The sequence below is a fragment of the Campylobacter concisus genome, assembly GCF_002092855.1.
Taxonomy (GTDB): domain Bacteria; phylum Campylobacterota; class Campylobacteria; order Campylobacterales; family Campylobacteraceae; genus Campylobacter_A; species Campylobacter_A concisus_AI.
On the sequence record NZ_LVLC01000030.1, the window covers coordinates 117388 to 132951 of the forward strand.

A 15564-nucleotide genomic window follows, 5' to 3' on the forward strand; every position below is an offset into this window, starting at 1 on the left:
TTTTTACCTTGCTTTGGGTAAGATTTTAAGAAATTTTTACCACAAACAAGAGAGAAATTTATGAATAGAAAACGCATCTACAACCCAAGTTCAAATGAAAATTTGACCGACAGAAGAGTCTTTAACGGCAACCCACACGGCATTTTAAATTTCACTAAGGCAAAATACGAGTGGGCGTTAAAGCTCTGGGACCTCATGGAGGCAAACACCTGGTTTCCAAAAGAGGTCGATACTACCGATGATGTGCGCGACTACGCCTACAACCTCACAGAGGCCGAAAAACGCATGTATGACCTAGTTTGGAGCCAGCTCATCTCGATGGATAGCTTTCAGACAAACAACCTAGCTGACAACATCAACCCCTACATCACCGCACCAGAGATCAACGCCGTGCTAAGCCGCCAAGCCTACGAAGAGGCAAACCACAGCAAGTCTTACGCCGTTATGGTCGAGGCGATCTGCGACAACACCGACCTCATCTATGAGATGGAGAAGCACGACGACGTCTTACGCGAGAAAAATGACTACATCTCAAGTGTTTATGAGGAGCTTGCAGGCGAAGTGACTGACGAGAAGCTGCTTCTTGCGATGGTTGCCAACCAAATTTTAGAGGGCATCTATTTTTACAGCGGCTTTACAGCGATCTACGCTCTAGCTCGCGCTGGCAAGATGCTAGGCTCAGCTCAAATGATCCGCTTCATACAACGCGACGAGATCACGCACTTGCTTCTGTTTCAAAATATGATAAATTCAGTTCGCAAAGAAAGACCTGATCTTTTCACGCCTGAGACTGAGACAAAAATTTATGATATGTTTGAAAAAGCTGGAAATTTAGAGATCAAATGGGGCAAATACATCACCCAAAACCAAATAATGGGCTTTACTGATGATATCATTGAGCAATACATCCACTATCTCATCGACCAACGTCTAGTTGCAATCGGTCTAAAACGCAAATACAATGTCGCTCACCCAATCAAATGGGTCGATGACTTTGCGAAATTTAACGACCAAAAGTCAAATTTCTTTGAAGCAAAGGTGACAAACTACAGCAAGGGAAGCATCAGCTTTGATGACTTTTAAAAATGGAATTTTAGCCCTTGTCTGCGTACTTTTTGTGGGGTGTGCGAGTAGCAATCAAAGAATAATTGATCAAGCAAATAAAAATAATCTCGAAAATTTCTACGCCTACAAGCTTGTCAAGATAAAAGAGACAAGCCAAGCGGAAATCTATCAAGAGATGCCAAATGGCGAACTTGCACCAAGTTTTGCACCGCTAGGATCTGTGCTAGGAAATGACGTGATGCTTGGCATAAACAAACAGTGCGGTTTTGAGGCAAAAGACCTAAAAGAAGTAAGAGTGGTCTCACATGATGAGGCTAGGGGTCTTGGCTTTGAGGTCTGGGTTTTTAATGATCCGCTCTCCCAGCGCGATGATAAAATCACAGCTATAAGCGTTATTTTAAAAGCCACACCAAACATCGGTGGCACGGATATAAACTGCAAAATTCCAAAAGACTGCCACGACGAAAAACCTATGACATTTGTATTTGGAAAATAAATGAGCGAAAATTTAAACCTAATAAGCCTAACTTTAAAGGCAAAAAATGCAACAGATCGCCTAGAGGAGCTTGCAAATTTAGTTGAGGCTGTACCTGAAAACTCACTCATTCTTGCAAGCGAGCTTTGCATCAGTGGATATGACTTTGACGGCTTTTTTGCTGGGGCGGACAAAGCGATGCTTGGTGGCATGATAGGTAGCTTTGATGCGATGTTACTTGAACGCTTACAAGAGGCGCTTAGCCCAGATAAATTTCTTGGTTTTACGCACCTTACTAGCCTAAACAAAAGCGCAGGGCTCGCTCAAATTTCAAATCTAAATCCACACCAACCAAAAATTTATAACGAATTTTTGCTTCTTAACTCAAATAATGTCTTTCATTCACAATTTAAAGCCGAACTTTTTCGGCCAAATTTAGAGCACGAAATTTTTGCTGCCGGCGATGTGAGCGAGATAAATGCCTTTGATTTTAGAGGGCTAAAACTTGGCGTACTAATATGCTTTGAACTACGTGATAGCACACTTTGGGCAAAGCTAAAAGGATGTGACATCATCATGGTACCAGCCATGTGGGGTAAGGCAAGAGAGGATGCTTATCTTAGTCTTTGCAAGGCTCTAGCTATCGCAAACAACTGCTACGTCATGATCTCAAGCTCTCTTGCATTAGAAGTTGCTGGAGTATTTTTACCAAATGGCACGCTTGTTAAAGAGACGATATTTGATGCAAATTTAATAAAAGAGATCAAGACGAATTTAGGAATTTTATAAATTTTAAGATAAGTTTTAAATCGTATAATAACGATTTAATTTTTATTTAGGATATAAATTTTGACTCAACTAGAAGCGATAAAATGCCAAAATTTAGCTAGCGATATAGCCGATGAGATCACGCTAAGCCCACTTTTGTTCGATGCGATAGCTACCACTGAGCGTGAAATTTTTGTACCAATTACTGCACATGCTTATAAACTTGACGCGCAGCCCATACTGGGCAATCAATGGATCAGCTCACCGCTAACTGTGGCAAAGATGACAATGGCACTAGAGTGCGAAAATATGGACAATATCCTAGAGATAGGCTGTGGAAGTGGCTATCAAGCAGCTATTTTAAGCAAACTTGCACATAGAATTTTTAGTGTCGAGCGTATAGAAAAGCTAGCCATGGAGGCGAAAAAACGCTTCGAGGCACTAAAAATAAAAAACGTACATGTAAGGTATGACGATGGCAACAACGGCTGGCGAAGCTACGCACCATTTGATCGTATCTTGCTCTCGGCAGCTGCTGATGAGATCTCGCCAAATTTATTTAAGCAGCTTAAAAATGGTGGAATTTTAGTAGCTCCAATGAAAAAAGATGGCAAGCAATTTATCGCTAAATTTAAAAAAGATAAAGATGAAAATTTAGAAAAAGAGTACTTAGATGAGTGCCTTTTTGTGCCACTTCTTGAAGGTAGAGAGTAGCCCAAAATAAGGCAAAGCCTAAGCCTTGCCTAAAGGTTAGAATTTATAAGTATAGCCTGTATAAATTCCTATAGTTGTATCTCTTAGCTGAGCTCCGCTATTTTTCTTATAAAAAGTCTTATCAGCTTTTAAGCCAAATTCGATCGCGTTTTGCTCATCAAATGAATAGATTCCGCCCGCTTTTGCGCCAACTAGCAAGCCTTTGAAATTTTTCTTACTTGTTTCGTTATTAAATCTCTCTCTAACGCTTAAGTAGCCAAGACCTGTGTATCCGCCAAGAACGGCTTTAAAATTTTCAGTGATGCTTGGCGTATAATCAACACCACCTAAAAATTTATGCTTACTCCATTTTGCATCTGATTCACCAGCATTTTTCCTAGCTTTAAAGTCATAATAATAACCACCATAAGCTCTATAGCTGTCAAAGTCATAACCGCCATAAAAGCCAAGGCCGTAGTGACCTTTTTTGAAGTTATTTTTCTCACTACTTGCTATGTTTTTTGTTTTGATTTTTGAGTTAAACGAATAATCACCTTCACCACCAACAAATGCACCTTGAGCTAGTGCAGCTGAGCTTACCAAAGCTAAAATCAAGCTTGATTTTACAAGTAAATTTTTCATACCTCTCCTTTAAAAAATTTCTGAGATTTTACATCTAAGCTTTTAATCTATATAAAATTTAAATTTAATAAGAAATTTTATACCAAGTGCCAATTTATTACTAATAGTAAATGTAGTAAGTGTGAGTATTATTAAGAAGATAAGAGCAGAAATACTTAAATTTGGCACAGCTCTAGGGCAAATCCTAAGCCCACAGCCATGCCAAATTTATTAAGTTAAGCCCTAAAAATACACCTTAAATTTCGCTCAAAAGCTTCTGCCCGGCTCATAAAGCCTCGTGCCGTTTGGGATAGTCTCGTAGCCTGCGATACCGCCGCCGTATAGTAAGGCATCGGTATTAAATACGTTTGATGACATGCCCATAGGACTATATTTTATCATTATGTAATCATCCATCTTCGAGACAAAGAAATTCGCGTTTAGCTCGTAATTTTTATCTTTTAGCACGGTGCCAAAGTCAAGCTGAGTGTTTCTTTCTTTATTTAGCTTGAGATTATCGTCTTTATTCGTTTCCCAGTGATCCGGTAACCTTTGCGCGTGACCTAGTCCTGCGTAGAGCGTTAAATTTTGCAGATATTTTTCGTATCTAAAAAAGCCTGAGAATAAATTTTCGCTCCTACTTTTATGCGTTAGTAATTGCTTTCTCTCGCCGACGTCTAGCCTAAGTCCGCCAAAAAGCCCGTAGTCGTTTTCAAGGACGTATTCGTTTTGAGTATATATCGTTTTATACGTTACCTTGCGCTCTTTTACGTGCGGCTTTGATAGGGCGGCGTCCATGTCGGCTTTAGATACGCCGGCTCCGCCCGTTCCGGCGCCTCGCCATTTAAAGGAGTCTTGCGAATAACCGGCGCCAATGAAGCTGGTTAGATTATCGAAATTTAACTCGCCTTCTAGCTTAAAGCCGTACATATCGCGTATCGGGTGACTGATGCTATATCCCTTGCCGCGCCCCGTGCCCGGCACCACCGGACGCATGGTGAAGTTGTCCATTATGTGATCGATTTGATGATAGTACGAGCTTAGCCTGATCTTGTGCTCGCCGACGTCTTGTTCGAATTTTAGTCCAAAAGATTTACGGTCAAACTGCACGCCGTCCCTCATCCTATCGGCATAAGCCGCTTCTCCATTACCCAGATCCGCGCTTAGCTGCAAGGCGGTAGTATCCGTGGGCGTTAGCGTACCTACGAGCGAGACGCTGTTGCGTTTATAGTGCGTATGCATTTTCTGTCCGTCGCCGCTTTTATAATCGCCGCTCTGGTAGTGCCCGCCGGAAATTTCTAAGCTTCCCAACTCGTTGCCCGCCGCTACGTCCGCGGCAGTTTCAAATCTTCTAAAACTACCGCCAAGCACGCTTACGTTTCCTCCGAAGCTCGGTTTTGATAGCCTTGCTATCTCTCTATCGAAAAATATACCGCCGCTAATGAGCGCGCCGTATCTGACATCTTGCGGGCCTTTTACGATGCGAACCGAACTATAATTTTGCGCCGAGATGTAAGTGATGGGCGTATCCATTCGCATACCGCAACCACCGTTTAGCGTGCTACCGTCGATTAGCACCGGCAGCCTAGCCGCCGTCTGTGAGCGGTAATAAACCTCGCTGCCGCCTCCGCCCTTGCGCTCCATCGTAAAGCCGCTCAAATTTAAAAGCGATTTAGCGATGTCGCCGTTTTCTAGTATCGCGCCTTTGCCCACTATTTGAGCCTTTGTCGGTTCGTCAAGAACGGACTTTTGTATCTTTGCGGAAACGGTAACCGGAGCCAAGTCTATCGTTTCCTCAGCACCAAGCATTAAATTTGACACTAAAGCAAATGCTAAAACGTAAGAAATTTTCATGTTTAGTCCTATGAAATTAATATTTAAAATTAAAATTAAAGCAAAAATGAACTTAAACAAAATATTTATATAACATTAATTTTACAATACAGAAATTTGAGTCAAATAGTATTATTTTAGTTGGACTGCATTAAATATATAAAGAAACGATTTTGGTAAATTAAAACCGAAGCGATCTCGGTTTCATTAAAATTTTAGCATTATAAAACCGAGATAAAATTTATAAAATCTCTTTTATGAGTAGCTGCGGGGTAACAAGTCCGCGGAATGAATTTTTTGATATACAAAAGATAATATCTATCATCTCGCCAACTCTAGCGTGTTTTGTAAAGTTAAAAAATAGAGCCTCAAGTGTTTTATTATCCTTTTGCAAGATGAGCTTTAGGTGGTTTTGATCCCTGCCTATAAGTCTTTCATTTTTAACAAGAGCATTTTTTATCTTAAAGACTGGGCGTGGATTTTTCTGTCCGTATGGCTCATAAAATTCTAAAATTTCAAGCAGTTCAAAGTCTATCTCGCTTGGTATTATGTCACCAAGTAGCTCGTCCGAGCTTTTGCAATCTTGCATATTTAGGCATGAGCAGCTTTTATTTATCGCTTCTTTAAATTTCACCAAATTTTCAGGCACAAGCGTAAGTCCAGCCGCTCCTTTGTGACCGCCGTAGCTTGTTAGCAGATCTTCGTGGCTTGCTATAAGAGATAAGATATCAAGCTTACCAATGCTTCTAGCACTACCTTTTGCACGGCCTTTATCGATACTAAAGACGATAGCTGGCTTTGCAAAGTGCTTTGCTAGGCGGCTAGCTACGATACCTATCACGCCCTCGTGCCACTGCTCACCCCAAGTGATGATGACTTCATCGTCTTCTTTTACGTCCTTTAGCGAGCACTCAAAGAGTTGGCGCTCCTCCTCTTTTCTGGAGTTGTTAAATTCAATGATCGTATCAAGGTAGTTGTAAGCCTCTTCGATGCTCTTTGCGCGTAAAAAGTTAAATGAATTCATCGCATCGTCCATGCGTCCGGCTGAGTTTATAAGTGGAGCTATAAGAAAGCTAATATCATCGCACTCAAATTTTTCCTTACCATAAAACTCTTTTATAGCGTGAAATGCGGAACGCTTAGACGCATTTAGCTTACAAATGCCAAGGCGAACAAGCATTCTATTCATATCTCTTAGCTCCATCATGTCAGCGATTATCGCGATAGCTAAAAGCTCTAGAAATTTGCTCATATCGTAATTTAGTCCAAAAACATCCTTTAACGCTCCAACCAAATACCAAGCGACCTCAGCGCCACAAATTTCGATATTTGGGAAGTTGCAGTCTTCTTGTTTTGGGTTAATGATCGCATAAGCTTCTGGGAGAACAGCTGGAGGCATGTGATGATCAGTAATGATAAGATCGATGCCTTTTTCTTTACAGATAATGGCCGCATCGTTTGCAGAGATGCCGTTATCAACGGTGATAATCAGGCTTACATCGGCTGAGAGTTCGTCTATTATCTCAGGATTTAGCCCATATCCATCTTTAAATCTATTTGGAATTTTTACTAGGTAGTCTTTCACGCCAAGATCATCAAAAAACTCAGCCAAAATTACGCTCGAAACAACACCATCAACATCATAATCGCCCACAATGGCTATGCGCTCGTTTTTCTCGATCGCTTCTTTTATGCGATTAGCGCCTTTATAGATATCTTTTAAGGCACTTGGTGTCGGAATTTCACTAATTTTTTTATGTATGTCGTTACAAAATCTATGCGCTAGTAAATTCCTTATATCCTCTTTATTTAGCATGGTTTTGGCAAGAATTTTTAAAGAACTTACCAACTTTATTTAATGCCACTTGTTCACTTAAATTTACACCCATATTGCCAAAAATTTGGCTATAAAAATACTTCTTTTTCATCGCAATCTTTCGTCTTTATTTTGAATGCTTGGATTATATCTTTTTGAAATTTAATTTCTTATAATTTTAAATGAAAGTAAGATTTTAGGGCTCATAGCAAGCTTAAAAGCTTTGTTAAATTGATAGTCTTTACAAATTTAACGCGCCAAAAATAGTAAGCATTAGCAAAAATTTATACAATTAAATTTATAAATTTTTAAATAGTTTATACCATAAAGTTTAAACCATTTTTGTAAAAATTTACTCCAAATTTCTCAAGAACTCCGCGTATTCTCTAGCGTCGCGCTCCAAATCGTCCTGGCTTGATACGTAGTCCACGCCCGGAGTCTCCTCGGCGCCGTAAAATGCAAAAAAGTCGCGGTAATCGGCGTGAAAATAGTATTTAAACGCAAGCTCAAACGGCGTAAGAACCTCGCGCAAGCTAAAATGATAGCGTCCTTGCGGGCAGTAGTCGCTCTTTTTGATGCCTGCGGTCACGGCTAGCGCCACCTTGCGCCCTGCTATACCATCCGAGCCGCGTCCGTAGGCAAAACCATGCGTCATCACCGCGTCGATCCATGATTTTAAAATCGGAGGGCAGGAGAAGTTGTGAAGCGGAAATTGCAAAACGAGGGCGTCGTGGGCTCTGATGAGCTCTTGCTCACGCGCGGTGTCTATGTTGCCGTCCGCGTAAACCTGCGTCAAATCATGAACGCTAAAGCGCTGCGGCTCTTTGAGAGCCTCTTGTAGCAGGCGTTTGTTTATGACCGAGTTTTGGATATCAGGGTGTGCTAAGATGATTAGAGTTTTCATTTTTGTCCTTAAAAATTTATGGCAAGTAGTGGGATTTATTTGATAAATAATTTAATAAAAACAGCAAAATTTTAAAAGAATTTTTAGAGCCAGATGGCTCTAAATTTAAGATTTAACGTTTTCTAAACTTGCCTTTATAAAGCCTAATATCACAGGATTTGGCTTAGTTAGACGGCTAGTAAATTCAGGATGACACTGCACGCCCACAAACCACGGATGGCCTTTTAGCTCGATAGCCTCTATAAGTCCATCGCTCTCACCGCTTACCAAAAGACCATTTTTCTCAAAAATTTCTTTATATTTTGGATTTGCCTCGTAGCGGTGGCGGTGACGCTCTTTTACACTCTTTGCATTGCCATAAATTTCAGCTAGAAGTGTCTTTGGTTTTATCTCACAGTTATATGCTCCAAGCCTCATCGTGCCGCCAAGTGGGCTTGTGTGCGTTCTTATCTGTTTTTTGCCATGAGCGTCGATAAAGCTATCGATTAGATAGATGATAGGGTTTTTACACTCTTTGTCAAATTCCATAGAATTTGCATCTTCTAAGCCTAAAACATCCCTTGCAAACTCAATGAGTGCTAGCTGCATACCAAGGCAAATTCCAAGATAAGGGATCTTATTTTCACGAGCAAATTTTATAGCTTGCATCTTGCCTAAAACGCCCCTTTCACCAAAGCCACCAGCGACTAAGATACCATCAACGTCTTTTAAAAGCTCATTTACATTGTTCTCTTCTATCTTTTCGCTATCTATCCAGCGTAAATTTACCCTAGCGTCTAAATTTGCTCCAGCGTGAATGATGCCCTCAGTTAGGCTCTTGTAGCTCTCTTTTAGGTCGATATATTTACCCACAAATGCTATTGTAGTTTCATTTGTTGGAGCGATTATCCTTTTTACTAGACTATCCCACTTTGCCATGTCTGGTTTTAGCTCATTAAAGCCTAAATTTTCAGCGATTGGAGTTAGTATGTCTTGCTTTAAAAATGAAAGTGGGATTTGATAGATACTTGCGCTGTCTAAGCTCTCTATAACGCAGTTTTTCTCAACACCGCAGCTTGCTGCGATCTTATCTTTTAGCTCGCGGTTTAGTGGCATTTCAGATCTGCAGATGATGATATCTGGTGTTATGCCTATACGTCTTAGCTCACCTACACTATGCTGGGTTGGTTTTGTTTTTAGCTCGCCAGCCACTTTTATAAATGGCACAAGCGTTAGGTGGATATTTAGCGCTCTTTTTTTACCAACTTCCACCCTTAGCGCTCTTATCGCCTCTAAAAATGGTAGTCCCTCGATATCGCCAACGGTTCCACCGATCTCAACAATGAGCACATCTTTGCCCTCACCTGCTTTTTTGATGCGATCAACGATCTCGCCAACGATGTGAGGGATCACTTGTATAGTCTTTCCAAGGTAGTCACCACGGCGCTCTTTTTCGATCACTGAGCTATAAACTCTGCCAGTAGTGAAGTTATTATCTTGACTTAGGCTCTCATCTAAAAATCTCTCGTAGTGGCCAAGGTCTAGATCAGTCTCTGCACCATCGTCTGTGACAAAGACTTCTCCGTGCTCAAGCGGGCTCATCGTACCAGGATCTACGTTGATATATGGATCAGCTTTTAAAACACTTACTTTTAGTCCGGAATTTTTTAAAAGAGTCGCTATAGACGCAGCTGCGATGCCTTTTCCAAGTGAGCTTAAAACACCACCTGTGATAAAAATGTACTTCGTCTCTTTTGCCATTAAATTTCCTTAAATTTATTTATTTTTTAATTGCGGATTATACCCCTTAAATATTTAGTAAGGCATTAATCGTATAAATTTTAAAAATTATTCTTTAAGTCTTTTTGTTATAGACTTCAAAAACTATGATAAAAAACTACTTAAACATCATTGCCTCTTTATATATAGAGGGCTTTAAAAATATGAAAATAGGCAAAAAATTATGGCTTCTCATAATAATAAAGCTTATCATCATGTTTGGAATTTTAAAAGCCTTCATCTTTAACGAGACTCTAAATACCAAATTTCAAACCGACGAAGAAAAAAGCGAATTTGTAATTCGTAATTTAATAAAGGAATAAAATGTCTGAGATGGATTTTGTTGATTGGTCTAGGGCTCAGTTTGCGCTGACTGCCATTTACCACTTTTTGTTTGTCCCGCTTACTTTGGGGCTAAGTTTTATCATCGCCATTATGGAGACGATATATGTTAAAACCGGCGATAAAGCCTGGCTTGAGATAACGAAATTTTGGCTAAAGCTCTTTGGTATAAATTTCGCTATCGGTGTGGCTACTGGCATCATTATGGAGTTTGAGTTTGGTACAAACTGGGCGAATTACAGCTGGTTTGTAGGCGATATATTTGGCGCTCCACTTGCGATTGAGGGCTTGCTCGCATTTTTTATGGAGAGTACATTTTTTGCCATTATGTTTTTTGGCTGGGATAAAGTCAGCAAGAAATTTCACCTGCTTTCAACTTGGCTTGTCGCGATTGGTTCAAATTTAAGCGCACTTTGGATCTTAATCGCAAATGGCTGGATGCAGTACCCAATAGGCATGAAATTTAACCCAGATACTGCAAGAATGGAGATGGAAAATTTCTTCGAAGTCGCGCTAAATCCTCTTGGAATTAGCAAATTTTTACACACAGTAACTAGCGGCTACACTATCTCGGCTCTTTTTGTGATAGGAATTTCTGCCTGGTTTTTGATCCAAAAACGCCACATCTTGCTAGCTAAAAAAAGTATCGTCGTTGCTAGTGCATTTGGTCTTATCACTTCGGCATTTTTGCTACTTAGCGGCGATGAGAGCGCATATCTTGCAGCTCAAAAGCAACCTATGAAGCTTGCTGCGATGGAGGGACTTTACAAGGGCGAGAAAAACGCTGGTCTAGTTGCAGCTGGCATTTTAAACCCAGCTAAAAAGCTTGGCGATGAGAGCGAGCCATTTTTATTTGAGATAAAGGTGCCTTACGCACTTGGCATCATGGCAAACAGAGAGCTTGACTCATTTACACCAGGTATAAATGACCTACTTTATGGCAATAGCGAGCACAATCTAATAAGCGTTGAAGAGAAGATGGCAAAGGGCAAAGTAGCTATCGAAGCTCTTAAAAACTACAAAGAGGCTAAAAAAGCAAATGACGAGAGCTTGATGAAAAGCTCGCTTTCAAATTTAGAGAGCAACCTAAATTTCTTAGGATATGGCTATCTTAAGGACGCAAAAGATGCTGTGCCACCAGTTGCACTTACATTTTATAGCTTCCACATCATGGTCGCTCTTGGTACATATTTCATAGCTCTTTTTGCTATTACGCTATATCTAAATCTTTCAAGAAAATATAAATTTGAAAACATAAGAGCATTTTTATGGATCTGTCTCTTTACCATACCACTTGGCTATATAGCAGCTGAAGCTGGCTGGATAGTAGCAGAGGTCGGTCGTCAGCCTTGGGTGATACAAGATCTTATGACCGTTGGCGTAGGAGCTACAAATTTATCTGACTCAAATGTCAAAATTTCATTTATATTATTTGCTGTTTTATTTACGGTCTTGCTAATTGCTGAGATCAAAATCATGCTTAAGCAAATAAAGATAGGATTTAACAACCATGCATAGTTTAAGCTTAGAAAATTTACAAATTTATTGGTGGTTTATAGTTAGCCTTCTTGGCGGACTTTTGGTATTTATGATGTTTGTTCAAGGCGGTCAAACACTCATCTTTAGCCTTGGCAAGGACGAGCTTAAAAAAGATATGCTCATAAATTCTATCGGTAGAAAATGGGAGCTTACATTTACAACGCTTGTTATGTTTGGTGGCGCGTGCTTTGCGGCGTTCCCGCTATTTTACGCTACTAGTTTTGGCGGCGCTTACTGGGTTTGGCTGGCTATTTTATTTTGCTTTATCGTCCAAGCTGTAAGCTACGAGTACCGCAAAAAGCCTGATAACTTCTTAGGCGCTAGAACTTATGAAATTTTCCTTTTTATAAATGGCTCACTTGGTGTTATCCTTATTGGCATGGCGGTTAGTACCTTTTTTAGTGGCAGTGACTTTGTACTAAATGAACACAACTTTGTCGAGTGGAAGACTCCATTTCGTGGTCTTGAAGCATTGGCAAATCCTTACTTATACTTGCTTGGCATAGCGATGTTTTTCCTATCTCGCATAGGCGGCTGCTTATATCTTATAAATAACATCGCTGATGGCGAATTTATACAAAACGCCAGAAAACAGCTACTTATCAACACCGTGCTATTCTTGCCATTTTTCTTAGGATTTCTTGCTTGGATACTTACAAAAGATGGCTTTGCATACGACGCAAATGGCGTAGTTAGCCTTATGCCTTACAAATATGCTATAAATTTGATCGAGATGCCTATCGTTGGTATATTGCTTCTTGTTGGCGTTGTTTTGGTACTTGTTGGAATTTTCCAAGGGGCATTTACAAAAAGCATACGTGGAATTTTTGCTTACGGCGTTGGCGTTACGCTAGCTGTGACTGCGCTATTTTTAATAACAGGACTAAATGGCACTGCATTTTATCCGTCATTTAGCGACCTTTCTAGCTCGCTAACTATCAAAAATGCAAGCTCAAGCCACTACACACTTGGCGTTATGGCATATGTTAGCTTGCTAGTGCCAGTAGTGCTTGCTTATATCATCGTTGTTTGGCGAGCGATAGATAGCAAGAAGATCACGCAAGATGAGATCAAAAACGATCATCACGCATACTAAGGATAAAAGATGTTAGAAGCAGGAATTTTTTTGATACTTTGGCCAGTAACATTGTTTGCTAGCTACAAATTTGTACTATTTGCTTTAAAGAAATTTGAAGCAAATAACTAAAATTTAGGGGCATTTGCTCCTAAATTCTTCTTTTTATTTTTACCCTTTAAAACAACTCTTTTATAAATTTATTTAAGCCACTTTTCATATAAGCGTTAGTTTTGTGTGAAATTTGGGTAGTAAGATATCATTAAATTTTATTAAAGGAGCGAAAATGAGCAAGAATTTCTTAAGTTCTGTTGCCCTTGCGGCTGTTTTGGTTAGTGGTCTTAGTATAGGCATCACGCCACTAGAGGCTGGAGTCCTCGCTCATCACGTAAAGGTTCAAGGCGAGCTTGGATCAGTCTTTATAAACCCCTACGACGTATCGCCTCTAACTGCTATCATCGATAGAGCTGGCAAAGACATTAAAAATATCCACGTCAAAGTAAAAGGCAAGCCAGATGGTGGTATTGATATCGACTACAACGTCTCAGAGCATGCCCTGCTAACGCATGATGGTGTGCCTATTTGGGGCCTTTACCCTGACTATCTAAACGAGGTCGTGCTTAGCTACACGTTTAACGGAGCTAAAAAGGTAGAAACATATAAAATTTACGCCCAGCCTATCGTCACATATAGCCGTGATTTTAGATTTTCTCACATGCAAAAGACTCGCGTCAAAAAGGTCGATCCTGCCTTTAAAAACAGGCTCTATCTCATAAATAACACGATCACAAGCGTCTATAAACCGCTTGACTGGAAAAACGGCGGTGCGGCTAGCTGGAATGATTTTACTGAAAACTACATAGTAGATACCAAAGGTGAGGTTAGATGGTACCTTGACTATCAGAAATTTTACGACCGCAGCGAGAGAAGAGTGATGGATGGAGGCATGATGATGGGCTTTCATCAGCTAAAAAATGGCGATATCAGCTTTGGCATGGCTCAAAGATATCTAAGATATGACCTTATGGGAAAAGAAATTTATAACCGCCCACTTCCAAGAGGCTACATCGATCTAAGCCATGAAGTTATGCCATTAAAGGACGATCACGCACTTCTTAGAGTTGGCAAATACAACTACCACCACAAAGATGGCAAAATTTCTCACACCATAAGAGATCACATCATCGAGGTCGATAGCACCGGTAAAGTGGTCGAAGAGTGGGATCTAAATGAAATTTTTGGCAACAACGTCTACCGCAGCAACCTCATAAAAGCGCTTGACGCAAGAGCTGTTTGCCTAAACATCGACATGGACGCAAAGGAGATAAAGATAAGTAATGATCTACCATTTGGCGACATCACCTCTACTGGCACAGGTAGAAACTGGGCTCACGTAAACTCTATCTCATACGATGAGAGCGACGATAGCATCATCCTCTCACTTCGCCACCAAGGTATCGTTAAAATCGGACGCGATAAAAAAGTAAAATGGATATTAGCTTCGCCTGAGGGCTGGAGTGAAGAATTTAAAGCCAAAGTGCTAACTCCAGTCGATAGTAAAGGCAATAAGATAAAATGCGAAAACTCAAAATGCGAGGGCGAATTTGACTGGTCATGGACTCAGCACACTGCATGGCTAACGCCAAGATACGACAACAAAGGCAGCATAAAACACCTAAGCGTATTTGACAATGGCGATGCAAGAGGCATGGAGCAGCCAGCCTTTAAAGAGGATAAATACTCTCGTGCGGTCGAGTATAAGATAGATGAGAAAAAGGGCACGGTTGAACAAACTTGGCAGTTTGGCAAAGAGCGTGGCTTTGACTTTTATAGCGCAGTTACTAGCAACGTCGAGTGGCAAAAAGATAAAAATACCTACTTCATCTCAAGCTCAAATGTAAATTTGCTCCGTCCTGACAAGACTATCAAAATGGTCTTAGTTGAGATCGATCCAAAGACAAATGAGATCAAATTTGAGATGGACGTGGACTCTGCTTCAAGAGATGATGTCGCTTATAGGGCGATGGTTATTGATCCGGAGGTATTTAGTTATTAGCAGTATCTGGTGTGAGATTTTTCTCGCACCAGCTTTTAGTTGTTGTTTTGAAATTTATAGATTGCTTCTTTGATTCTAGTAAGGTTAAAATTTATTGCTCGCTCTAGCTCTGGCAAGTCTATATCTTTATCCGCTTCGAATGCTTTTACCATATCGCTTAGCTCTTTTGTCTCATCACTTGCAAGAACTATGCTTTTAAAATTATCATCGTCTATCTGGTCAAATTTTAAAAAGATCGATGCAAATTTATCTTTTAAAATTTCTTTATTTAGCTTTCTATTTTCCAAAGCTTTCTTTGTTCCGCCATTTTTATTACAGGTTCTAAATATCGAATCTATTGTTTCATTCACTTCATCAAGTAAAATTTCTATTTTTTCACTTTGCATATAAAACTCTCTTAACTATAAATTAAATTTAAAATAAAAGCTAAATCGCTCTTGTTTTGGAGATTAGAAGTTGTTTTACTTCTTCGCGTAAAAAGGAAAAATTAAAGTTGTATTTGTGAAGTTATTTTCATAAAAGTTTGTGCCAGAATTTAAAATTTTAGTTTGCATTGGCATCACTTTTATGCCCTCTGTTTTTGCGATCATTTTCTCATCCTTGTTAAAAAATTTTATCG

Annotated in this window: 16 protein-coding genes; 8 read left to right on the top strand and 8 right to left on the bottom strand. The window is 40.0% G+C overall.

Features of this window, described 5'->3' with window-relative positions; translation table 11 throughout:
* Nucleotides 1–60 precede the first annotated feature (60 nt).
* The 4 genes from A3223_RS08375 to A3223_RS08390 are packed head-to-tail and all read left to right on the top strand — an operon-like array spanning nt 61 to nt 3022.
* A complete protein-coding gene (locus tag A3223_RS08375; protein ID WP_084109910.1) occupies nt 61–1083 on the top strand; it encodes a ribonucleotide-diphosphate reductase subunit beta in 1023 nt (340 codons plus the stop codon).
* Nucleotides 1073–1561 carry a hypothetical protein gene (locus A3223_RS08380; RefSeq protein WP_084109911.1) on the top strand — a complete coding sequence of 163 codons (489 nt, stop codon included), beginning with the start codon at nt 1073–1075 and terminating at the stop codon, nt 1559–1561. Before A3223_RS08375 ends, A3223_RS08380 begins: the two co-directional genes overlap by 11 nt.
* Nucleotides 1562–2329 carry a carbon-nitrogen hydrolase family protein gene (locus A3223_RS08385; RefSeq protein ID WP_084109912.1) on the top strand — a complete coding sequence of 256 codons (768 nt, stop codon included), beginning with the start codon at nt 1562–1564 and terminating at the stop codon, nt 2327–2329.
* Between the two features lie 60 nt (nt 2330–2389).
* Nucleotides 2390–3022, top strand: coding sequence for a protein-L-isoaspartate(D-aspartate) O-methyltransferase (locus A3223_RS08390; protein WP_084109913.1), 633 nt, complete (start codon nt 2390–2392; stop codon nt 3020–3022).
* Between the two features lie 36 nt (nt 3023–3058).
* On the opposite strand, the gene A3223_RS08395 is transcribed toward A3223_RS08390, so the two are convergent.
* From A3223_RS08395 to A3223_RS08415, 6 genes are all read right to left on the bottom strand, one after another.
* On the bottom strand, nt 3059–3643 hold the full coding sequence (locus A3223_RS08395) for a hypothetical protein (RefSeq protein WP_084109914.1): 585 nt from the start codon (nt 3641–3643) through the stop codon (nt 3059–3061).
* Nucleotides 3644–3889: 246 nt separating this feature from the next.
* Nucleotides 3890–5476: a TonB-dependent receptor domain-containing protein gene (locus tag A3223_RS08400; protein WP_084109915.1), complete on the bottom strand. Its 1587-nt coding sequence runs from the start codon at nt 5474–5476 to the stop codon at nt 3890–3892.
* 220 nt (nt 5477–5696) lie between these two features.
* Nucleotides 5697–7271 (bottom strand): single-stranded-DNA-specific exonuclease RecJ, encoded by a 1575-nt coding sequence (gene recJ / locus A3223_RS08405; protein ID WP_084109916.1) that lies wholly within the window; start codon nt 7269–7271, stop codon nt 5697–5699.
* Nucleotides 7261–7383: a hypothetical protein gene (locus A3223_RS09875; protein ID WP_257638069.1), complete on the bottom strand. Its 123-nt coding sequence runs from the start codon at nt 7381–7383 to the stop codon at nt 7261–7263. Before A3223_RS09875 ends, recJ begins: the two co-directional genes overlap by 11 nt.
* A 240-nt stretch (nt 7384–7623) precedes the next feature.
* Complete coding sequence (locus tag A3223_RS08410) at nt 7624–8175, bottom strand: NAD(P)H-dependent oxidoreductase (protein ID WP_084109917.1); 552 nt, start codon at nt 8173–8175, stop codon at nt 7624–7626.
* Nucleotides 8176–8280: 105 nt separating this feature from the next.
* Complete coding sequence (locus A3223_RS08415) at nt 8281–9915, bottom strand: CTP synthase (RefSeq protein WP_084109918.1); 1635 nt, start codon at nt 9913–9915, stop codon at nt 8281–8283.
* Nucleotides 9916–10040: 125 nt separating this feature from the next.
* Between A3223_RS08415 and A3223_RS08420 the strand changes: the two genes are divergently transcribed.
* From A3223_RS08420 to A3223_RS08435, 4 genes are all read left to right on the top strand, one after another.
* The gene (locus A3223_RS08420; RefSeq protein ID WP_021091886.1) at nt 10041–10256 is read left to right on the top strand and encodes a DUF4492 domain-containing protein; all 216 of its coding nucleotides are present in this window, start codon (nt 10041–10043) and stop codon (nt 10254–10256) included.
* 1 nt (nt 10257) lies between these two features.
* Nucleotides 10258–11793 carry a cytochrome ubiquinol oxidase subunit I gene (locus tag A3223_RS08425; RefSeq protein WP_084109919.1) on the top strand — a complete coding sequence of 512 codons (1536 nt, stop codon included), beginning with the start codon at nt 10258–10260 and terminating at the stop codon, nt 11791–11793.
* A complete protein-coding gene (locus A3223_RS08430; protein WP_084109920.1) occupies nt 11786–12910 on the top strand; it encodes a cytochrome d ubiquinol oxidase subunit II in 1125 nt (374 codons plus the stop codon). The genes A3223_RS08425 and A3223_RS08430 overlap by 8 nt, the downstream gene beginning before the upstream one ends.
* A 265-nt stretch (nt 12911–13175) precedes the next feature.
* Nucleotides 13176–14945 carry an aryl-sulfate sulfotransferase gene (locus A3223_RS08435; RefSeq protein WP_084109921.1) on the top strand — a complete coding sequence of 590 codons (1770 nt, stop codon included), beginning with the start codon at nt 13176–13178 and terminating at the stop codon, nt 14943–14945.
* 35 nt (nt 14946–14980) lie between these two features.
* On the opposite strand, the gene A3223_RS08440 is transcribed toward A3223_RS08435, so the two are convergent.
* Nucleotides 14981–15331, bottom strand: a complete 351-nt coding sequence (locus A3223_RS08440) for a hypothetical protein (protein ID WP_084109922.1) — start codon at nt 15329–15331, stop codon at nt 14981–14983.
* A gap of 75 nt (nt 15332–15406) precedes the next feature.
* Nucleotides 15407–15535 (bottom strand): hypothetical protein, encoded by a 129-nt coding sequence (locus A3223_RS09880; RefSeq protein WP_257638070.1) that lies wholly within the window; start codon nt 15533–15535, stop codon nt 15407–15409.
* Between the last annotated feature and the right edge of the window lie 29 nt (nt 15536–15564).